17 protein-coding genes are annotated in these 19,470 nt (G+C 63.8%); 8 read left to right on the top strand and 9 right to left on the bottom strand.

Annotation, left to right across the window (positions count from 1 at the left end; all coding sequences use genetic code 11):
* The first annotated feature begins 4 nt into the window (after positions 1–4).
* Positions 5–733, top strand: a complete 729-nt coding sequence (locus ACR9Y2_RS18480; RefSeq protein WP_435043028.1) for a sulfite exporter TauE/SafE family protein — start codon at positions 5–7, stop codon at positions 731–733.
* Here the strand turns inward: ACR9Y2_RS18480 and ACR9Y2_RS18475 are convergent.
* The gene (locus ACR9Y2_RS18475) at positions 711–1,775 is read right to left on the bottom strand and encodes an acetate/propionate family kinase (protein WP_435043026.1); all 1,065 of its coding nucleotides are present in this window, start codon (positions 1,773–1,775) and stop codon (positions 711–713) included. The two genes, ACR9Y2_RS18480 and ACR9Y2_RS18475, sit on opposite strands and share 23 nt — an antisense overlap.
* A 122-nt stretch (positions 1,776–1,897) precedes the next feature.
* Between ACR9Y2_RS18475 and ACR9Y2_RS18470 the strand changes: the two genes are divergently transcribed.
* Positions 1,898–2,884, top strand: a complete 987-nt coding sequence (locus ACR9Y2_RS18470; RefSeq protein WP_435043025.1) for a radical SAM protein — start codon at positions 1,898–1,900, stop codon at positions 2,882–2,884.
* Here the strand turns inward: ACR9Y2_RS18470 and ACR9Y2_RS18465 are convergent.
* Both ACR9Y2_RS18465 and ACR9Y2_RS18460 read right to left on the bottom strand, forming a co-directional pair.
* Positions 2,881–3,867: a quinone oxidoreductase family protein gene (locus ACR9Y2_RS18465; RefSeq protein WP_435043024.1), complete on the bottom strand. Its 987-nt coding sequence runs from the start codon at positions 3,865–3,867 to the stop codon at positions 2,881–2,883. The genes ACR9Y2_RS18470 and ACR9Y2_RS18465 overlap by 4 nt on opposite strands.
* Positions 3,868–3,889: 22 nt before the next feature.
* Positions 3,890–4,690 (bottom strand): rhomboid family intramembrane serine protease, encoded by an 801-nt coding sequence (locus ACR9Y2_RS18460; RefSeq protein WP_435043023.1) that lies wholly within the window; start codon positions 4,688–4,690, stop codon positions 3,890–3,892.
* A 172-nt stretch (positions 4,691–4,862) separates the two neighbouring features.
* Between ACR9Y2_RS18460 and cpaB the strand changes: the two genes are divergently transcribed.
* From cpaB to ACR9Y2_RS18445, 3 genes are read left to right on the top strand one after another with little or no spacing between them, the layout of a single operon-like run.
* On the top strand, positions 4,863–5,561 hold the full coding sequence (gene cpaB / locus ACR9Y2_RS18455) for a Flp pilus assembly protein CpaB (RefSeq protein ID WP_435043022.1): 699 nt from the start codon (positions 4,863–4,865) through the stop codon (positions 5,559–5,561).
* Positions 5,562–5,565: 4 nt separating this feature from the next.
* Entirely contained in the window at positions 5,566–6,531 is a 966-nt protein-coding gene (locus ACR9Y2_RS18450; protein ID WP_435043021.1) for a type II secretion system F family protein, read from the top strand.
* A gap of 7 nt (positions 6,532–6,538) precedes the next feature.
* Positions 6,539–7,453, top strand: coding sequence for a type II secretion system F family protein (locus ACR9Y2_RS18445; RefSeq protein ID WP_435043019.1), 915 nt, complete (start codon positions 6,539–6,541; stop codon positions 7,451–7,453).
* Position 7,454: 1 nt separating this feature from the next.
* Here the strand turns inward: ACR9Y2_RS18445 and ACR9Y2_RS18440 are convergent, their stop codons facing one another.
* Both ACR9Y2_RS18440 and ACR9Y2_RS18435 read right to left on the bottom strand, forming a co-directional pair.
* A complete protein-coding gene (locus tag ACR9Y2_RS18440; RefSeq protein WP_435043017.1) occupies positions 7,455–8,426 on the bottom strand; it encodes a GNAT family N-acetyltransferase in 972 nt (323 codons plus the stop codon).
* An 18-nt stretch (positions 8,427–8,444) separates the two neighbouring features.
* On the bottom strand, positions 8,445–9,641 hold the full coding sequence (locus tag ACR9Y2_RS18435; RefSeq protein WP_435043015.1) for an aminotransferase class I/II-fold pyridoxal phosphate-dependent enzyme: 1,197 nt from the start codon (positions 9,639–9,641) through the stop codon (positions 8,445–8,447).
* 325 nt (positions 9,642–9,966) lie between these two features.
* Here ACR9Y2_RS18435 and ACR9Y2_RS18430 point away from each other — a divergent pair, with 325 nt between their 5' ends.
* Entirely contained in the window at positions 9,967–10,527 is a 561-nt protein-coding gene (locus tag ACR9Y2_RS18430; protein WP_435043014.1) for a nitroreductase family protein, read from the top strand.
* A 445-nt stretch (positions 10,528–10,972) separates the two neighbouring features.
* Positions 10,973–12,643 carry an exosortase E/protease, VPEID-CTERM system gene (xrtE, locus tag ACR9Y2_RS18425; protein ID WP_435043013.1) on the top strand — a complete coding sequence of 557 codons (1,671 nt, stop codon included), beginning with the start codon at positions 10,973–10,975 and terminating at the stop codon, positions 12,641–12,643.
* A 6-nt stretch (positions 12,644–12,649) separates the two neighbouring features.
* Here xrtE and ACR9Y2_RS18420 read toward each other — a convergent pair whose 3' ends face one another.
* On the bottom strand, positions 12,650–13,366 hold the full coding sequence (locus ACR9Y2_RS18420; RefSeq protein ID WP_435043012.1) for a GntR family transcriptional regulator: 717 nt from the start codon (positions 13,364–13,366) through the stop codon (positions 12,650–12,652).
* A gap of 170 nt (positions 13,367–13,536) precedes the next feature.
* On the opposite strand from ACR9Y2_RS18420, the gene ACR9Y2_RS18415 reads away from it, so the two are divergent.
* Positions 13,537–14,262 (top strand): hypothetical protein, encoded by a 726-nt coding sequence (locus ACR9Y2_RS18415; RefSeq protein ID WP_435043010.1) that lies wholly within the window; start codon positions 13,537–13,539, stop codon positions 14,260–14,262.
* 16 nt (positions 14,263–14,278) lie between these two features.
* Here ACR9Y2_RS18415 and ACR9Y2_RS18410 read toward each other — a convergent pair whose 3' ends face one another.
* The 3 genes from ACR9Y2_RS18410 to ACR9Y2_RS18400 are packed head-to-tail and all read right to left on the bottom strand — an operon-like array spanning position 14,279 to position 19,462.
* Positions 14,279–15,043: a class I SAM-dependent methyltransferase gene (locus tag ACR9Y2_RS18410; protein WP_435043009.1), complete on the bottom strand. Its 765-nt coding sequence runs from the start codon at positions 15,041–15,043 to the stop codon at positions 14,279–14,281.
* A 9-nt stretch (positions 15,044–15,052) separates the two neighbouring features.
* Positions 15,053–16,453, bottom strand: coding sequence for a DUF1501 domain-containing protein (locus tag ACR9Y2_RS18405; protein WP_435043008.1), 1,401 nt, complete (start codon positions 16,451–16,453; stop codon positions 15,053–15,055).
* 9 nt (positions 16,454–16,462) lie between these two features.
* Complete coding sequence (locus ACR9Y2_RS18400; RefSeq protein WP_435043007.1) at positions 16,463–19,462, bottom strand: PSD1 and planctomycete cytochrome C domain-containing protein; 3,000 nt, start codon at positions 19,460–19,462, stop codon at positions 16,463–16,465.
* Positions 19,463–19,470: the final 8 nt, after the last annotated feature.

The raw sequence follows: 19,470 nt of genomic DNA, 5'->3' as shown, positions 1-19,470 counted from the left end.
CCTCATGCCCCATCTGGAAATCTGGCAATGGCTGGTTGGCGCGCTGTGCGCGATGTGTGTCGGCGTGGCGAAGACCGGCCTGCCCGGCTTCGGCATCCTGGTGGTTCCACTCATCATTCTCACCGTGGGCGACGCACGGGCCTCCGCCGCCTGGCTGCTCCCCCTGCTCTGTACGGCTGACCTGTTTGCCGTCATCTACTGGCGCCGGCACGCGGCCGCCGGAAGGCTATTCTCGCTGGTGCCGTGGGTCCTCATCGGCATGGCCGGCGGAGCGCTGGCCCTGAACCTGAAGGAAACCGTGCTCCGTCCCATCGTGGGCAGCATCGTGCTGGTGATGCTGATCGCCTACCTCTGGCGGAAGTACGCGAAGAACGGCGCCTCGGTGACGCCCCACCCGGTCGTCTATGGCGCAACGGCGGGCTTCGCCACCACGGTGGCCAACGCCGCCGGCCCGGTGATGAGCCTCTACCTGCTCAGCAAGAATCTCCCCAAAGAGGAGTTCATCGCCACCGGCGCGTGGTTCTTCTTCATCATCAACCTGACCAAGGTGCCCATCTACGCCTGGCACGGCTTGTTCAGCCGGCAGTCGCTGACCTTCGATGTCCTGATGGTGCCGGCCGTCATGGTGGGGGCGATGGGCGGGCGGCGGCTGGTGCCCCACATTCCCGAGAAGCTCTTTGAAGCCCTGGTCGTGATCCTGACCGCTGCCTCTACCCTCTTCCTTTTCCGATAATCCGGGCCGTGTCGCGAGCGATGACGAGCTCCTCATTCGTCGGAATCACCAGCACCGGCGCGCCGCCCAGGTTCTCCAGCCCTTCCATGATCTCGTCACGCACTTCGGGCCGATTCTCGCCGATCCCGCCAGTGAAGACAATGGCGTCGGCCCCGCCCAGGACCGCCCAGAACGCCCCAATGTACTTCTTCACCCGGTAGCAGAAGACCTCGACCGCGATACGGGCGCGGGCATCGCCCTGCTGGGACGCCTGGACAAGATCGCGCATATCGTTCGAGCGGCCGGAGAGCCCCAGCAGCCCACTGCGGTGAATCAGGAGTTTCTCGATCTCGTCGAGGGTCATGCCCTTCTGGCGGGCCAGGTGGAAGATCACCCCGATGTCGATGTCACCGGAGCGCGTCCCCATCACCAACCCCTCCTGCGGCGTGAGCCCCATCGAGATGTCGACGGCTTTCCCACCGTCAATCGCCGCCACTGAGCAGCCGTTGCCCAAATGACAGGTGATCAGCTTGACCTCATCCGGCGGAATCCCCAGTTGCTCCGACGCCTTACCCGCGACATAGCGGTGCGAAGTACCGTGGAAGCCGTAGCGCCGAATGTGGTCTGTCTCGTACAACTCGTAGGGCACCGCGTAGAGAAATGCCCGCCGTGGGATGGTGTGGAAAAAGGCGGTATCGAAGACGGCGACATGCGGCACATTCGGCAGCAGGGCGTGAGCGGCCCGGTAGCAGGCCAGGTGATGCGGATTGTGGAGCGGCGCCAGCGAGCAGCAGTCCGCAATCGCGCGTTCCACCTCAAGATCGATCAGCGCGGACTCTTTGAAGCGCTCGCCCCCATGGACCACACGGTGGCCCACCCCGTCGATGGGCCCGAGATTGGGCAGAATCTCCTCCACCGCTTCGGTATGGTTGTGCACCGGGCTGCCGGCCGCGCCAATCCGCTCGACCGCGCCTTTCACCACAACGTGTTCATGGCGCACGCCCGTCTCGATGAGCTGGTATTTCAGGGACGAGCTGCCCGCGTTCAGGACTAGAATCCGCATGAGTCTACTTCTGTACTGTAAATCATTACCTTCTTGCACGTTATTCGGGCCTCTTGGTATGATTTAGGTTCATGCGCAAGGTTCCCATTGGCCAGTCACTGAGGATCATCGGGCAAGGATCGATGAATTGGCTCGCGCAGCGTCCCATCGTTGTATCCTTCGAAGTCACCGATTCCTGCACCTGCTACTGCCGGCACTGCGATCACGGCGGTCCGAAGGACGATTCGAAGAACATGCGGCCGGCCGATTACCGGCACTACACGGAGACCCTGAAGCCGTGCGTGGTGCAGGTATCGGGCGGCGAGCCCCTGATGCGCGAAGATCTCTGTGACGTCGTCCGCAACATCAAGCTGGCGAACGGCTTGCCTTACATCATCCTGGTCTCGAGCTGGTCGCTGATGACACCCCAGCGGTATCTCGAGTTGCGCGACGCGGGCGTCGACCAGTTCTCTGTGTCGCTGGACTTCCCCGACAACCGGCACGACGAATTCCGGGTGTACCCGGGCCTCTACTCTCACCTGAACGACGTCATCCCCACTTGCGCAGCTTACGGGTTTGACGACATTGTCCTGAATACCTGCATCACCGCGGCCAATGTCGGCGAGATCAACGGCGCGGCGGACCAGGCCCATAAATGGGGCGTCAACATCTGCTACAGCGCCTATTCCGCGCGGCGTACCGGCTGCCGCGATCTGTTCCCCGGCACGCCGGAACAGTTGAAGGTCCTCAACGCCCAACTGGACCGCATTGAAAAGCGGCGCGATGAGTCGAACTGGATTGTCAGTGCCCCGACGACGGTCAATGCCACCCGGCACTACTTCGAGACTGGCGGAGCCCCCGGCTGCAAGGCCGGCCTGCGCTTTCTGGTGGTGACCGCCGACGGCATGCTGCAGCCGTGTTCGATGCAGTTCAAACGCTACAAGCTGGAAGACCAGGAAAAGATGGTCAACGAGTTCACCATGCACAACGTGTGCGACGAGTGCTACGTGGCCATCCGTTCGAATCTGGACAAAAACTTCCCGCAACTCCTGCGGGAGAATGTCGCCAACTACCTCAGCTTCAGCCGAGGGACAAAGGCCAAGCCGACGGGCGCCGGCGCGGGCTGCTAATCCACCTTCACGAGCACCTTGCCCATGGGGCCTTCCGCCAGCCGCGCGAAGGCCTGTTTCACATCCGCAAACGGGAAAACCTGATCGACAACCGGGCGCCGACCCATCGCGTCCAGACGCCGGACAATCTCCGCCCAGGCACTCTGCGCCCCCTCCGGAGTATAGTCTGCGACCGCGACCCCACCGATGCGATTGCGGCGGAAGAAGAGCGTTGCGGTATTGAAATCGGGCACCGTACCGGCGCTGCGGCCCACGACACTGATGCGCCCGCCGTACCCGAGCATGGCGATGATCTGCGAGAACAGCGGCCCGGCCACACTGTCGACCACAAAATCGACCTTGCGCGGCGCAATGGCGGCCATCACCTTTTTGCGGAGGGCGGGATCGCCGGGATCGAAAACAAAGTCCGCGCCGAGTTGGCGGACTGTTTCGCTCTTCTCCGGATTGCGGGACAGGCCCACGACTGTGGCGCCCATGGACTTGGCCAGTAGGACGCTGCCGACACCAACGCCGCCGGAGGCTCCCGTCACGAGGACGACTTGCCCTTCGCGCGGCAGTTCGCCCCATTGGGCCAGAGCCTGCCAGGCCGTGAGGAAAACCAGCGGAGCGCCCGCCATCTGCTCGTGGGTCCAGCCGGCCGGAATGGCAGCCAGGCTTGCGGCGGGCACAACCGTCCTGCCGGCCAGGGTACCCCAGGCCTCGACGCCCGCATCACAGCGCAGGATTCCGGCCACATCGCCCACCTGGACATTGGATACGCCTTCACCCACGGCGCGTACGGTACCCACACCGTCGCGGCCCAGGATATGCGGCAGCGCGGGTTTCGCGGGGTACTGGGCCAGCGCCAGGAACGCATCGGCCGGGTTCAAGCCCGCCAAATGCATCTCGAGCTGGACCTCGCCGGGCCCTGGCTGCGGATCAGGCACCTCGGCCAGGCGGAGCTTCTCGACACCTTCGAAAGATTCCATGAGCCATGCGCGCATGGCCTCATTATCGCCTTTGCGTCTAGACCGACGCTATGCTCTGCAACCAGAGGAACAGGCGGAAGAAGGCATAGGCCGTCAGGGCCGCCGAAAGTCCGGCCAGGATACTCCAGATGCGCTCACGGGTCACGTCGAATTCGCGGGGCGTGCCGGCCGCCCAGGCAACCACGAAACCGGTGGCCATTCCGCCCAGGTGGGCAGCGTTGTCTACGTGAAACATAGGCAGAAGACCCCAGAGCAGTCCATAGATGGCCCAGCGGATGTAAAACGCCTTAATGGCCGCGGCCTGGGACGAGTTGCGGTGGATCACGCCGATCGCAATCATGGCGCCGATCAAACCGAACAGGCCGGCCGAGGCGCCCACCGTCAACTGTGTGCCCCGCACCATGCTCAGCGCAAAACCGCCCATGGTCGACAGGATGTAGATGACCGCCATGCGCTTGGCGCCATAGGTTTCCTCGGCGTGCCGCCCGACGTCCATCAACGCCCACATGTTGAAGCCGATGTGCATCAGGCCGCCATGCAGGAACCCAGCCGTGATGATGCGCCACCACTGGCCGCCGAAGACCCCTTCCGGCAGCGCCGCGCCATAGCGGATCAGCGCGTTCGACTCGCCCACTTTGGCCGAGGCAAACATCGTCACCAGGTACATCCCGATGTTCATCGTGAGCAGGAGTACCGTGACGAATTGGGCGGATGGGATGAGTCCCCCCAAAATATCGGCTCCGCCCAGGCGCTCTTTGGCGGTAGGACCAACGGGCGTGTCGCAATACGGACAGACCTTGTCGCTGGTGGTGATAAAAGCCCGGCAATGCGGGCACATACGGCGAGTTTCCACTGCTTTCATTGTAGCCGTCCGGGAGTACGAACCGTCTCAGGTTCAAACTCGGAGGTACTAAGGCCTTCGACTGATATGAGCGGATAAGTGTGCATGTTGTACTGGGGCAGGACTGGTATTAGCAGGAGAACCGTACCAGTCCGCCTCGAGGTACGCGATGAAACGGAATCTAATGCCGCTGTTGGGAGTCGCCTTTGTGGCGGCTGTCGTGGCGACCGGAATATTCTACGGGCTGTTGATTCCGCGGCTGCGTGGGTCGGCCTCGGCCGACAATCCGCGCACAGCGGTATTGGCCGTGCGGGCTCTGGACCGTGGAGCAGTATTGCGGCAGGAAGACGTGAAGGTCGTGGATTTCGACCAGAAGGCGCTGCCGCCGAATGCAATCCCCGCCCCTGAACAGGCGGTTGGGCTGACGTTGCTGGAGCCGGTCTCTCCCAACCAGCCGATCACGACGATGCATGTGGCGCGCCGCGGCGCAGCAGGCGGCCCCTCGCTGGCCATACCTTCGGGACGCCGCGCCGTGAGCATCCATCCCATTGACAGCAGTGGCGTGGTCGCCATGATTCGCTCTGGCAGCCGGGTGGACATCCAGGTATTGGACACGCGCGGCACACAACAACTGCGCCGGATGCTGGAAGACGTGGAAGTGCTCAGTGTCACGGGCAACGAGCCCGGCAACGGGCGTCCCGTCATCACCCTGCTGGTCTCACCGGTGGATGCTGACCGTTTGAGCCTGGCCGATGCCACGCTGCAACTGCGGCTGGTGCTGCGCAATCCCAACGACCGCTCGGTGGAAGGCGCCCAGACCGTTGCCCCTGGAACGCTGCTGAACGCTTCGGCCGCTGTGCGCCAATAAGCCCATGCTTAGCCTCGTCGTCTTCCTGATGATGTTTGGCACTGCCTTTCTAACGGCCCTGCTCGCGGTGTCGTTTTACTGGGCGTCGATGCACGTGCGCGCTCGCCGCGCCGGCACGGAACTCGTGTTGGAGACCGGCGAGAGCGGCGGCGAACCGCAGGTCATCAAGGGAGAAGATCTCAGCACCATCAAGGTTTGGTCCCGGCTGCTGGAGAAGTTCAGCCATGTCGAGGAACTGCGGGCTATGATCTCGGAGGCGAACCTCCACTGGTCAGTAGGCCGGGTGACTCTAATGATGCTGCTGGGCGGTACGGCAACGGCCGCTCTGCTGTGGCAGATCGAGTTCATTCCCCTGGTGCCGTCCATGCTGATCGTCGGCGTCGTCGTAGCCAGCCCCTACCTGTACATCCGGCGGCTGCGGCGTAAGCGCTTCGAGACCTTCGCCGCCCAATTCCCAGAAGCCCTGGACTCGATGACACGCGCCTTGAAGGCCGGCTATCCGTTATCCGCGGCAGTCGAACTGCTGGCGCTGGAACAGCCAGAACCCTTGTCCTCCGAGATGCGGCGCACCCGCGAGGAGTGGAATCTGGGCGTGGGCTGGGATCAGGCGCTGGACAATATGGCCGAACGCATCCCGGTGCCCGAAGTGAGACTGTTTGTGGCCGCCGTGAAGCTCCAGAATCGAGTCGGCGGACGCCTCAACGATGTCCTGGGCCGCCTGGGTGAGACTATGCGCGACAATGGCGCCCTGGAAAGCGAAGTGCGCGCCGTGTCCGCCCACAGCAGGATCACCGGTACGGTCCTGACAATCGTCCCGATCATGATCGGTGTACTCATGTTCATGGTGAACCCGGAATACATGGGCATCATGGTGCGCCGTCCGGAAGGCCGGGCCATGCTCGGCGCGGCGGCGCTGGCGAACGTGGTGGCCCACTTCGTCGTGAAACGGATTGCCCAGGTGAAAATGTGAGGCAGCCATGTCAGAAACAATGATGGCGGTCTGTTTCTTCCTCTTCGTGATGGCCACCGTGGGCGCGGCGCTATTGCTGGTCAGGTGGCGGACCGCAGCCAAGATCCAGGATGGCGGGCTGCAGGGACCACCGCCCTCGGGCCAGAAAGGTCTTTCGGCCAGCCTCCAGGAGTCGATGTTCGTCATCGGGGAGCTGGCGGCCGGCCAGAAGCCGCGAAAAGCCTCGGCTAGGAACTCACTCATTGCCGCCGGCTACCGGTCTCCGGCCGCCGGGACTATTTTCTACGGCACCAAGGTCGCCACCGCGCTGCTCTGCGGCGTCGTGCTGGGCTGGATCGGCCTGCTGGATCATGAGAGCCTCGCGGTGGGCTTCGTGCTCTCCATCTGCGGCCTGGGCTTCGGGTTCCTGCTGCCCGACCGGGTCCTGGACGCGAAAGTGAATCAACGCTGCTACAAGCTGGAGCGCGCCCTGCCGAATGCCCTGGATCTCATGGTGCTCGGCATTGAGGCCGGCCAGTCGCTGGATAGTGCGCTCATCGAAACCAGCCGTGAACTGCGCGGCCTCTACCCCGAGTTGTCGAACGAATTCGCACAAGTCCAGGTGGAACTGCGAGCCGGGCGTTCGCGCACCGAGGTTCTATACTCGCTGGGACAACGCACGAACTCGATGGAACTGCGCAAGCTCTCCACCGTGCTGATCGACAGCGACCGCTTCGGCACCAGCCTGGGCCCGGCGCTCCGAAACCACGCCCGCTACCTGCGCACCCGGCGCCGCCACAAGGCGCAGGAATCGGCTCGCAAGCTGAGTGTGAAACTGGTCTTCCCGGTGTTCTTCCTGATCATGCCTGCGGTATTCGTCATCACGCTCGGCCCTGCCGTGCTGACCTTCTATGAGGCCATCGGCCCCACGCTGGGGCTCTAGATCAGCTCCAGAGGGTCTCCCAAACCAGAGCCTCGAAGTGATAGATCGCGCGGAATCCAAACCGCTCGTAGAGCCGGATCGCCCGTTCGTTTGAGGCTGTCACCGTCAGCGAGACCTCTTCGCAGCCGACGTTGGCAAGCGCCTGCATGCTGCGCCGCAGCATCTCATAGCCGGCCCCGCCGCCCTGCATCTCCCGCGACAGGCAGAGCTGCGCGATGTGACCAATGCGCGAGGCCACCTTGCTGGCCAGCGACATTCCGACCACCTGGCCCCGGCGGTTCAACGCCACCCAGGACGCGGTGTGGGAAAAGTGGCCGCAGCCCGGATACTGGACTATGTTCTGCAGGAAGCGGCGCGCTCCCTGGTCGGAGTTGTACTGGTCGTTGATCGCACTGTCAATGTGGCCCGCGTAGACTGAGCCGATCAATTGCGCCGAAGCGTCCAGCCAGCGCATGTTCCAGTTCTCCAGGTGGAACTCAGGCTCAACCTGGATGGGCCGCAGGGCCGCAAGACTGGTCATGGAAGCCAGCATGAAGTGGCGCGGGTAAAGGCGGGGGCGCAGCCCGGTGGGCGCCACCTGCGAGCCGCGCATCGAGAGCTGCATCAGCTGCGCTTCCACACGGCGGATCCACGGGTAGCGGCGCAACTGGCCCAGCGCGGCGCCCATCAGCAGGTTCTCATTGGCGGGCGAACGCCAGGCATCGCGGACATACAGATCGCCGATGAGCCCCTTGTGGTCTTCCATCACCCAATAGACATAGCCCACCGGCTCGCCCTCATCCACCAGGACATAGCCGTCCAGGGCCTGCATGGACACATAACGTGTCACCAGGTCCGCGGACGGCGTAAAGTCCCAGTGCAGTAAAGAGAGCCAACGCGCCTTCTCGTCGGCCAGCAACCGGCTGAGCGAAGACGCAGGTAGGGCGCGCAGCTCAACGAGCCTCAGCGGCCTGGACTGCTCACGCGCGGCCATAGCGCGATGATATCAGCGTCAGGCCACCTTGCAATCTTTTAGGAATTGCTTAATGCAGCGAATTGCCTGTCGCGACCGGTGGTGGTTCTCGATCAGTGCGAACCGGACGTGGCTGTCGCCTGCCGGTCCAAACCCAATCCCGGGCGAGACGGCGACCAGTGCCTTCTCCAACAGGAGCTTGGAGAATTCCAGCGATCCTACCTGTTTGAACTCCTCCGGAATCGGCGCCCACACGAACATGGAGCCGCGTGGTTTCTCCACCGGCCAGCCTGCCGCATTCAGTCCGTCCACCAGCAGGTCGCGCCGCTTCTCATAGAGGTGGCGGATCTTCTCGACTTCCCCTTCGCAGTCGCGCAGCCCGATGATCGAGGCGATCTGAATGGGCTGGAAGTTGCCATAGTCCAGATAGCTCTTGATGCGGGCCAGCGCCTTGATCATCTTCTTGTTGCCGACACAGAACCCAACACGCCAGCCGGCCATGTTGTAACTCTTCGACATCGTGAAGATCTCGACAGACACTTCTTTCGCGCCGTCCACCTGCAGAATGCTGGGTGCGCGATAACCGTCAAAACCGAGGTCTGCGTAGGCGAAGTCGTGGACCACCATGGTGCCGTGCTGGTGGGCCATGCGGATCACTTCCTTGAAGAAATCGAGATCCACACAAGCCGTGGTGGGATTGTGCGGGAAGTTCATCAGGATGATCTGCGGCGGCTTGGTGGCCTTCCGGTAATGATCTTCCAGGCCGTTCAGGAAGTCGGCCGGATTGGAGACGGGCAGAGGGACAGCTTCCCCCTCGGCCATGATGACCCCCCATTGGTGGATGGGGTAACACGGGGCGGGGGTGATGACGTGATCCCCGGGTCCGACGACGGCGAACAGCAGGTGGGCCAGCGCGTCCTTGGATCCGATGGTCACAATCGCTTCGTCTTCCGGATCAAGCTCGACGCCGTAGTTCCGGGCGTAGCGCTTACAGACCTCATGCCGCAGGTTGGGTATGCCCCTCGACACGGAGTAGCGATGATTCTTGGGGTTCCGTGCTGCCTCTGCCAGTTTGCTCACGATGGGGCGCGGGGTTGCGCCGTCGGGATTGCCCATCCCGAAATCAACTACGTCATACTGCGCCGCACGCAGTTTTGCCTTCATTTCATTCACGACGGCAAAGACATAGGGTGGCAATTTAGATATGCGGTAAAACTCGTCTGGCAATGAACCCATAAGGTCTATGCTACACTGCCGGACATGAGGAACTACTGCTGGGCTTGTGTTTTGGCCTCCGTCCTCGCCTTCGGCGTTCTGTGTGGCGCGCGGCCGGAATCGGTGCGAGCCATGCAGCAGAGCCAGCTCGTCATCGTGATCTAGACCGCGGTCCCCTCCGCGCCCGGCCGTCGACGACGCGCTTGCGATCGCCCTGCGCAGTCCCCCTGCCATCGTTCATGAATCCCCTCCAGCTTTCCACCCACTCGAGTTCCAGCGGCTGTCGCCAGAGGAGCAGGCGCGGCGCGTCGAGGAGTTCCAGGCCCGTCTGGGGCAGCGGCGCTCCGTGCGCCACTTTAGCAGCGAACCGGTGCCGCTTAGCCTGATCGAGACCGCCATCCGTTGTGCCGCGTCGGCACCCTCCGGCGCCAACCAGCAGCCTTGGACCTTCGTTGTGGTGAGCGACGCCGCGATCAAGAGCCGCATCCGTGCCGCCGCCGAAGCCGAAGAGCGGGAGAGCTACGAGCACCGCATGACCGAGGAGTGGCTGCAGGCCCTGCGCCCCCTGGGCACCGACTGGCGGAAACCTTTCCTGGAAGATGCCCCCTACCTGATAGTGGTGTTCCGCCAGGATTACGGCCTCGAGGGAGACCGCAAGGTCAAACACTACTACGTCCAGGAATCGGTGGGCATCGCCGCCGGATTTCTCCTCGCCGCACTGCACCTCGCCGGACTCGCCACCCTCACCCATACCCCCAGCCCGATGGCCTTCCTGGGCGAGATCCTCCAGCGGCCCAAAAACGAACGGGCGTGCCTGCTCATCCCTGTCGGCTACCCCAGCCCGGGTGCGGAGGTTCCCAGCATCGGGAAGAAAGGGCTATCGGAAGTACTGATCCTGAAATCCTGAAGATTCATTAAGATAGGACCGGGGTTACCTGCCGGAAAGTTCTACGCCCGCCACCGCAGTCGGCCCAGAAGTACTAGTTTTGACGAAAAAGTACTAATTGGGCTATCTACAGGCCGCCAAAGGGGCTTTCCCCGTCAGTTTTACCTTGACGCAAGGGGTCCCAACCAACTAGCATTTCGAAACAGTCCGATTTTTTAGAGGAGTTCAAGCTATGACAAGTTTGGTCCAAAAGTCCCTCGGAATGCTCTGCCTCATGATTGGCGTTGCGGCAGTTGCGTGTGCGAGGACTGCACCCGAAATCGATGGCGCGACGGCATCCAGCGCCCTGACCCTTCTCACAGGCGCCGTGCTCGTTCTGCGTAGCCGCCGCCGGTAGTTCTCTAGCGCCGGTCTCCAGGAATAGTCGTCAAGCTGCTTCTGGAGGCCGGCTTCTGCAATCTGGCCAGTGCCCTCACCATCTCCGGCTATCCCGCCGCCACTCCACCGGCAAATTCCCGGCACCGCCCTGGTTCCTCCCGCCGGTTTCCGATTCCTCGCCCTCGTCGCCCTCCTGGGCGCGGAACTCCTGGCAGCCAGTATCTCCCTTGACGCCGCGGATCTTCCCGCCGCCGGCGGCCTGGCTACCTGGGTCCGCCACCTGGGCCCCATGCTCGTCCGTAGCGCAGTAGCATTCCTCGCCACGGCGTTCATGCTCAGCCAACAGGGTCCGTCCGGTCTCCGCTCCGTCTTGCTGGAAGCACCCGGCCGCGTACGGTTCAGCCTCCTCGCCGCGCATGCTGCCCTGATGGCCCTCTTTAGCTGGCTGTCTCCGCAGGTCTTCGCCGGCGTCTCAGCCTCCGTGCCCGGCTGGCTGACGCTCGCCTGGCTCGTCAGCGGCCTGGCCGGAGTCGGACTCCTGGCGCTTTCCTTACTCCCCATATCGATATGGTTGGGACTGATTCGAGCCGTAGGCTGGGGCTGGGCTTGGGGCTTGGCCGTAGCCGGCGTCGCCGCCGCGGCCCGTCCCTCCGCTTTGGCCACCTGGCGCGGATCCAGCGCCCTCACCTTCAAAGTCGTCCGGTTCCTTCTTGAGCCGATCCTCCCCGGCCTCACCGCGAACCCGGCCACGGCGGACATCGGCACCAGCCGCTTCTCGGTCATCATCGACCCCGCCTGTTCCGGCTATGAGGGCGTGGGGCTGTTTCTTGCATTCAGCGTTGCCTGGCTCTACCTCTTCCGCAGGGAATACCGGTTTCCAGCCGCACTTTGCCTGATTCCCGCCGGCGCGCTGGTCATGTGGATCCTCAATGCCGTGCGCATCGCCGTCCTGATTCTCATTGGCCATGCGGGCGCGGACCGCATCGCAATGGGCGGTTTCCATTCGGAAGCCGGCTGGATCGCGTTTCTTTTCACAGCGATCCTGTTCTGCGTACTGTCGCGCCGCATCGCGCTCTTCCGTCATCCCTCGCTGAGACTTGAGCGGCCCCCAACGGAAGATACCGCCAACGCAACCGCGGTCTCCGCCTACCTCATGCCGTTCCTGGCGATCCTGGCAGCGTCCATCCTGGCTCGCGCCGGTTCCGCTGATTTCGAGTGGCTCTACCCGTTGAGATTGCTGGCCGCCGTCGCAGCCCTCTGGTACTTCCGCAAATCCTATGGCCAGGTCGATTGGCGCTTCGGCCCCGTCGCGGCGCTCGCCGGGCTGGCGGTGGCCGCCCTCTGGGCCTGGTCCACGCCCTCCGCCGCCGCCGCACGCGCCGGGTTGCCGGCAGGCTTCGTCGCCATGCCTTGGGCCTTGCAGGCGTTCTGGCTGGCGTGCCGCACGCTGGCTGCCGTCGTCACCGTACCCATCGCCGAGGAACTGGCTTTCCGCGGCTATCTCATGCGCCGCCTGGCCGATGCTGATTTCGAATCTGTCGACTGGCGCAAGTTCGCCTGGCTGCCGTTTCTAGGCTCCTCCCTCGCCTTCGGGGCGATGCACGAGTCGCGCTGGCTGGCGGGCCTGGTCGCCGGCGCGGTCTACGCCTTGGTACAGATGCGTCGCGGACGGCTGGGCGATGCCATCCTGGCGCATGCCGTCACCAACGCCGCATTGGCCGCCCTGGTCTGGTATACCGGCGACTGGCGCTACTGGTAACCGCCCTCAGGCAGCCCCATGGTTCCGGCCGGGGCCCGCCTCCAGCTGATGCCCGCCCAAACCGCGCAGCACGGCGATCATGGCATCCTTCGCCCGGTAGATGTGCTTGCGCAGCGCGGCCGTCAGCCTCGCCGCATCCTTCGCTTCCAGCGCCGCCACAATCGCCTCGTGCTCCGCCTGCTCCTCCTGCAACCGCAGCGGCCAACCCGATTCACCGGCATGGATCCGCACAATCTTGATGTGTGCGTTCAGAGCGTGGTACATATCCGCAAGCCGCTGATTCTGCGAGGCATCAATGAAAATCTGATGGAACTCGGAATTGTCCTGCTCATGCGCGCGGCGTTCCACATCGTTGGTGACTTTGCGCTTCAACGACTTCAGCAGCGTGTGCAGGCGCGCCAACTGCGCGGGCTGGATCCGCTCAATCGCCTCTTCCGCCGCCAGGCATTCCAATGCGCTTCGAAGCTTGAAGGTCTCGTCCAGATCCTGCGGGGTGAGACTCGCCACAAAGGTGCCACTGCGCGGCCGCACCTCCACCAGCCCTTCCGTGGCTAACTGCTGGATCGCCCCGCGCACCGGCGTCAGGCTGACCCCCATCTTCTGGGCCAGCTCTTCCACGTTCAGCCGCTCCCCGGGCTTCATCGAACAGCTGACAATCGCCTGTCGCAAGGCATCATAGACAGCATCAACCGCACGCTCTCGACGGATCTTGACGAATTCCATGGGTTCTCCCTGCAAACGCTACCAGAAAGTTGAGTGTAGATCTTCGTATTTCAGATGGCAAGAATGTGGAATTTCAGAATCGAGCCATGCGGATCGTCTTCGCAACCGAAGGTCCTCGCGGCGCGTCGGATAAATCACGGGCGGTATCCTGGAAGTAGATGGGCTCCACATTGAACACAGTTCGACTCCGGTGTATCCTCGGTTGCTGGGCAGTCCTCGCGACGGCGGCCGTCGCCTCCGGCGCCGATTGGAAGGACAAGCCCTTCCCCAACTGGAACGATGACGCCGTCGTGCGCCTCGTCTCCGATTCCCCCTGGGCCCACGTGAAGTCGGTCAACCTGATGTGGGTGAAACCGGGCGACCGGCCCTTCAGCTACAAGGACGTCCCGGGCAACACGCCCAACGGCACCATCAAAGGCGGCAGCCCCGTGGGCGGCATTGGCGTGCCGCGCTCCAGCCTGCCGGCCAAGGCCGATATCATCATTCGCTGGGCCAGCGCGCTGCCCATCCGGCATGCCACGGCGCTCTACAAGGCCCGCCAGCAGAAGCAGGGTGAAGCGAAGATCAATGCGCTGATCGGCGCCCCGCCGCAGGACTACGTCCTCGAGATCTATGGCGTTCCGGCCGAAGTGGCCCATTTGGGCGCCGGGGTGGTGGAGGTCGAAACCGAGCGCACGTCCTTCCTGCGGACCCGCTCCGGCCGCATCATCAAGCCCACCAAGGTGGAAGTCGTGCCCCAGGGCCTCACCATCGCCATCCAGATCCACTTCCCGAACTCCGCCCCCATCGAACTAAAGGACGAGGAAGTGGAGTGCGTCAGCGACCTGCAGATCTTCGTGATCCACGAGAAGTTCCGGCTCAGCCAGATGGTCTACCAGAATCACCTGGAACTCTGAGTCCGCCTGGCCCGCCCTACTGGCGGCTCAGGCAGGCAAAGTAGCCTCTAAACAACACCTCGTGGTCGCGGCCGTCCCACACGGGCGCCAGCGTTGCCCCGCACCACTGCCGGATCTCGTCGTAGGGCACGCCGCTCCGCATCGCAGAGGCCACATTCGTCTCCGTCAGCATGTACTCGAGATAGAACCCGGGCGACAGCGTGAGGCCAATCTCAAAGTACTCGTTCTGCCTCAGGCCACAGCCGGAATCGAGCGCCGCGAGGATTTCAGGATTCAGCTCGCGAGCCTCAGCGCGGGGCCAGGGATAGCGCGTGGAAAAGGCCGTGAACCATTCGTCCAGCCTGTCGTTGTGGCGAAACGAGCGGCCCGGCGAGAAATCATAGACCAGCAGCGTGCCGCCGGGTGTGAGCGTGCGTAGGGCCTCAGGAAAGAACTGGTCCAGATTCGCGTAGTTCAGGGCCCCGGCCGCCGTGATGAGATCCACACAACCGTCCTGGACCGGCAGCGCCTCAGCCCGGCCCACCACGAAGTCCGAGGCCGGCGCCAGTGTCGAGTGCCACCTGAGCATGGGCTCGGCCGGCTCCACGCCAATGGAATGCTCTGCGAAGCCGTCCAGCGCCCGCGTGGACAGCCCCGCTCCGCAGCCGACGTCCAGAGCCCGCCGGAACGGCGCGGGCCGCCCCAGTGCCTGGTGTGCGCGTTCAATCACCTTGGCGTGCACCGGTGGCCGCGCCGTCGCGTACCCCGCCGCCATCTTGTCCGTCTCAAACGGATTTCCCATGCATCCAGTCTAAGCCAGCATCTTCCGGACAACTTCCCCGTGGACGTCTGTCAAGCGGAACGGGCGGCCCTGGAACTTGTACGTCAGTTTGGTGTGGTCGAAGCCCAGCAGATGCAGCAGCGTGGCATGCAGGTCGTGGACGTGTACCCGGTCCTTCGTGACGTTGAAGCCCAGTTCGTCTGTTTCGCCCATCACCAGGCCCGGCTTGATCCCTCCGCCCGCCATCCACATGGTGAACGCATTGGGATGATGGTCGCGGCCGTCGCTGCCCCCCTGTACCATCGGCGTACGTCCGAATTCCCCGCCCCAGATCACCAGCGTATCGTCGAGCAGACCTCTCTGCTTCAGGTCCTTCACCAGCGCCGCGGCGGCCTTATCCGTATCCAGGCAGTTCTTTTTGAGGTCCTTCACCAGGTTGCCGTGCTGATCCCAGGCCTCGTGGTAGAGCTGCACAAATCGCACCCCGCGCTCCAGCAGACGCCGCGCATACAGGCAGTTGTTGGCGAACGAGGGCTTACCCGGCTGCGCGCCGTACATCTCGAGAATGTGGGCTGGCTCTTTGGTGAGGTCCATCAATTCCGGGGCGCTGTCCTGCATGCGGAACGCCATCTCGAAGGAATTGATGCGCGTCGAGATCTCCGGGTCGCCCTCGGTCGCCAGGTGCATCTCGTTCAGGCTCCTCAGCGAGTCGAGCGACTCGCGCTGAGTCTGTTTGTCGACGCCGGGCGGATTGGAAAGATAGAGCACCGGGTCGCCGCTGCCGCGCAGTTGCACCCCCTGGTAGACCGTGGGCAGAAAGCCGCTGCCCCAGCAGGAATTCCCACCGCTCGGTCCCTTCGCTCCGCTGGAGAACACCACGAACGACGGCAGGTCACGCGATTCGCTGCCCAGGCCGTAAGTCGCCCACGAGCCGAAGCTCGGCCGGCCAAACTGCATGCTGCCGGTGTTCATCAGCAGCTGCCCCGGAGCGTGATTGAACGCATCCGTAGACATCGACTTCACAATGGCAAGGTCATCGACAATGGCGGCCGTGTGGGGCAGCAACTCCGAGATCCAGGCGCCATTGCTGCCATACTGCGCAAATTGGAACTTCGGCCCCAGCAGCTTCGAGTTGGGATTGATGAAGGCCGCGCGGTAGCCCTTCAGCAAATCGGCCGGCGGCAGGGTACCGTCGAACTTCTTGAGCTCAGGCTTGAAGTCGAACAGTTCCAGGTGGCTGGGCGCGCCCGCCATGAACAGGAAGACGACCCGCTTTGCCTTCGGAGCGAAGTGCGGCTGCTTGGGGGCGAGAGGATCCGTGGTCGAAGCCGCGCGCAGCAAATCACCGAGTGCGATCGAGCCCAGGCCGACTCCGCACTGCTCGAAGAACCAGCGGCGTGTCCGCTCCGATTTCACTTGATGGGGATCCATGCTGTTCTCCTATTCGCGCGTGATCGTTTCGTCGAGGTTGAGCAGGACGCGGGCGACCATCGTCCACGCCTGGGCCGGTTCCATGCGCGCTTCCTGCTTCTTCAACAGCCCCAGCAACTCCGTTACTTCCGCTTCCACCGGAGGCCGGGCTACACAGCGCCGGAAGGCAAAGCTCAGCCGTTCTGTATCCGAGGCCCCGCCCTGCTTCAGCGTCAACTCCGCCAGTGCATGTGCGGCTTCCATGAAGAGCGGCTCATTCAAGGTGGTGAGGGCTTGCAGCGGCGTATTGGAACGCGAACGACGCACACAGGCCGCGTCGCCGTTGGGCGAGTCAAAGGTCTGCAGCATGGGGTACGGCACGCTGCGGTAGCGGAAGGTGTAGAGCGCCCGGCGGTAGCGCTGTGCGTCTTTCTCTTCTTTCCAGATCTTGGGGCCGTAGCTCACCGGCGGCTGGAATAGGAAGTCGGGCGCGGGCGGATAGACGCTGGTGCCGCCCACCTGATCGTTGAGCAGCCCGCTGGCCGCCAGGGCAATGTCGTGCACGATCTCCGCATCCACCCGGAAGCGCGAGCCACGGGCCAGAAGCCGATTGGCAGGATCGCGCTCCAGCAGTTCCGGCGTGACGCGTGAGGTCTGCTGGTACGTCGCGGACTCCACAATCAGCCGGTGCAGATGCTTCAGGCTCCAGCCGTGGTCCATGAACTCCACCGCCAGCCAGTCCAGCAGTTCAGGGTGCGAAGGCGTTTCCCCCTGCTTGCCCAGATCCTCACTCGTAGCCGACAGCCCGGTGCCGAAATACGACTGCCAGACCCGGTTCACCACCGCCCGCGCGGTGGTGGGCGACTGCCGGTCGACCAGCCATTTGGCGAAATCGAGCCGCGTGGGATTCTCCACGGCCAACGGGTTCAGGAAGCCTGGCGTGCCGGGCGTCACCAGCTTGGCGGGCTTCAGGAAATCGCCGCGCTCCAGGATGTGCGTTTCCCGCCTCGTCGGGCGTTCCGCCAGGACCAACTGCGTAGAGCCCTGCGGATGCTCCTTCCACAACGCGGCGATCTTCTCGTTCTCAGCGGCCCAGTCAGCCACGGTCGTGCGCCAATAGGAGAAGACCTTGCGCTGATCCTCCAGCGTGCGTTCCGCCGTTGGCTTGTCGAGAATGGACCGAACTTCGGCCGGCAGCGGATCCGCCACCGGAGCATCGTCCCCCGTCACCGAGATCCGGAACCGCCCCAGGTTGTTGTTCTGGTTGTCATCGCTGTTCCAGCCGCCATGGTTCTGCTTCACCAGGAAGACCAGGGTGGTTTCCCCGCTGGCTTCGATCGGCTTCGCGGCAACAAATACGGCCTTGCGGGGCACGTTGCTCAGGCCCGGTCCGGCATTGATGCCCCAGGCCGTCTCGTCCTTGCCATCGATCGCGTACGAGATGGGACCGGTGACGCGGCGCTTGTCGCTCTTGTCATAGAACATGGGCGCCAGCGGCGTCTCGGGCAGCGCGATGTCGGCCGTAGCCGAGCCGAGCGGAATCTTCTCCGGCTTCGCATCCGAGCCCAGCCGCTCCACCGTGAACTCTGTCAAGGCGCCTGTCCCATCAATCGCGCGGCCCGGGCCGCCCTGCGGCAGGTTGGGATCCAGCAGCAGTTCCAGGCGGAAGCCCGTGATGCGCGGCAGTCCCACCTTCGCCGTCAACTTGACCGTGTGCTTCGTCGGAGCGTAGCCAGCCTCCAGCAGCGACCCGTCCTCCAGCGGCAGGTACTTCTGGCCTCCGGTGGAGATGTCATCCACATCGGGCCGCACCACCAGCCACTTCGTCTTCTGGTTGAGCAGCCGAGCCTCCTGCTCCCAGGCCGCCATGCGCGCGGCCCAGCCGGGCATCCGTTTCTGCAGGCCCTGCTCGATGGCCGCGGTCTGCTTCAGGATCGCGTCGCGCCGGGCCTGGTCGGCCGGTGTGTAGACCGCGATATTGGCCTCATACGTGTTGTTCAGGAACGCGAACAGCCGGTAGTAGTCTTCGTGCTTGATGGGATCGTACTTGTGCGTGTGGCATTGCGCGCACTGAATCGTGACGCCCAGCACACCCTTGCCCAGCGCGTCCATGCGATCAAACATCGCTTCCATCCGGAACTGCTCGGGATCGATGCCGCCTTCCTCGTTGATCATCGAGTTGCGCAGAAAGCCCGTGGCGACACGCTGGTCCTGGGTCGCGTTCGGCAGCAGGTCGCCGGCCACCTGTTCAATGATGAAACGGTTGTACGGCAGGTCGAGATTCAAGGCGCGGATCACCCAGTCGCGATAGAACCAGACCTGGCGCTGCTTGTCTTTCTCATAACCGTCGGAGTCGGCGTAGCGCGCGGCGTCCAGCCACCACCGGCCCCACTTTTCCCCATAGTGGGGCGAGGCCAGCAGGCGCTCCACCTGGGCCTTGTAGGCGCCGGCGGAACGATCCGCGAGGAACGCATCCAGCTCCTGCGGCGTCGGCGGCAGGCCCGTCAGGTCGAGGCTCAGGCGGCGCAGCAGTGTGGTCTTGGCGGCGACCGGAGAGGGCTGCAAACCTTCCTGCTGCAGCCGCGCCAGGACGAACGCGTCGATGGGATTTCCTGCGCCCAGGGCCGGCACGGTCGCCTTCTTCGGAGGCACATACGCCCAATGAGTCCCGCTGTCCCGTACCGCCGATCCGACTCCATCGGGCCACGCCGCACCCTCGTCGATCCAGCGCTTCAACAGGGCAATCTCCGCCTCCGGCAGAGGTTTCCCGCCCATCGGCATGCGCGCCTGGTCGCCAATCCCGGCTACGCGCTTGTAGAGTTCACTGGCCGCCGCATCGCCGGGCCGAATCACCTTGAGGGCCGCGGCCTTGGCGTCCAACCGCAGTCCACCCATCTGCAGCTTCCCGCCATGGCACTTTTCGCACGACCGGCTCAGGACTGGTTGCACATCGCGCACGAAGTCGGGTGGATCCGCCCAGATCGTGGATGACAACACTACGCCCAGTATTCCCAGCAAGCCGCTCCGCATGGGCCATA

It is taken from the genome of Paludibaculum fermentans, from assembly GCF_051172195.1.
Taxonomy (GTDB): domain Bacteria; phylum Acidobacteriota; class Terriglobia; order Bryobacterales; family Bryobacteraceae; genus Paludibaculum; species Paludibaculum fermentans_A.
The sequence above is the reverse complement of the archived record's forward strand: the minus strand, read 5'-3'. Positions and strand labels throughout refer to the sequence as shown.

What these genes read in the sequence shown, in the direction of transcription:
- ACR9Y2_RS18480 (WP_435043028.1), top strand. Translation starts at nt 5, where the DNA reads ATGCCCCATCTGGAAATCTGGCAATGGCTGGTTGGCGCGCTGTGCGCG.
- ACR9Y2_RS18475 (WP_435043026.1), bottom strand. Translation starts at nt 1,775, where the DNA reads ATGCGGATTCTAGTCCTGAACGCGGGCAGCTCGTCCCTGAAATACCAG.
- ACR9Y2_RS18470 (WP_435043025.1), top strand. Translation starts at nt 1,898, where the DNA reads ATGAATTGGCTCGCGCAGCGTCCCATCGTTGTATCCTTCGAAGTCACC.
- ACR9Y2_RS18465 (WP_435043024.1), bottom strand. Translation starts at nt 3,867, where the DNA reads ATGCGCGCATGGCTCATGGAATCTTTCGAAGGTGTCGAGAAGCTCCGC.
- ACR9Y2_RS18460 (WP_435043023.1), bottom strand. Translation starts at nt 4,690, where the DNA reads ATGTGCCCGCATTGCCGGGCTTTTATCACCACCAGCGACAAGGTCTGT.
- cpaB (WP_435043022.1), top strand. Translation starts at nt 4,863, where the DNA reads ATGAAACGGAATCTAATGCCGCTGTTGGGAGTCGCCTTTGTGGCGGCT.
- ACR9Y2_RS18450 (WP_435043021.1), top strand. Translation starts at nt 5,566, where the DNA reads ATGCTTAGCCTCGTCGTCTTCCTGATGATGTTTGGCACTGCCTTTCTA.
- ACR9Y2_RS18445 (WP_435043019.1), top strand. Translation starts at nt 6,539, where the DNA reads ATGTCAGAAACAATGATGGCGGTCTGTTTCTTCCTCTTCGTGATGGCC.
- ACR9Y2_RS18440 (WP_435043017.1), bottom strand. Translation starts at nt 8,426, where the DNA reads ATGGCCGCGCGTGAGCAGTCCAGGCCGCTGAGGCTCGTTGAGCTGCGC.
- ACR9Y2_RS18435 (WP_435043015.1), bottom strand. Translation starts at nt 9,641, where the DNA reads ATGGGTTCATTGCCAGACGAGTTTTACCGCATATCTAAATTGCCACCC.
- ACR9Y2_RS18420 (WP_435043012.1), bottom strand. Translation starts at nt 13,366, where the DNA reads ATGGAATTCGTCAAGATCCGTCGAGAGCGTGCGGTTGATGCTGTCTAT.
- ACR9Y2_RS18410 (WP_435043009.1), bottom strand. Translation starts at nt 15,043, where the DNA reads ATGGGAAATCCGTTTGAGACGGACAAGATGGCGGCGGGGTACGCGACG.
- ACR9Y2_RS18405 (WP_435043008.1), bottom strand. Translation starts at nt 16,453, where the DNA reads ATGGATCCCCATCAAGTGAAATCGGAGCGGACACGCCGCTGGTTCTTC.
- ACR9Y2_RS18400 (WP_435043007.1), bottom strand. Translation starts at nt 19,462, where the DNA reads ATGCGGAGCGGCTTGCTGGGAATACTGGGCGTAGTGTTGTCATCCACG.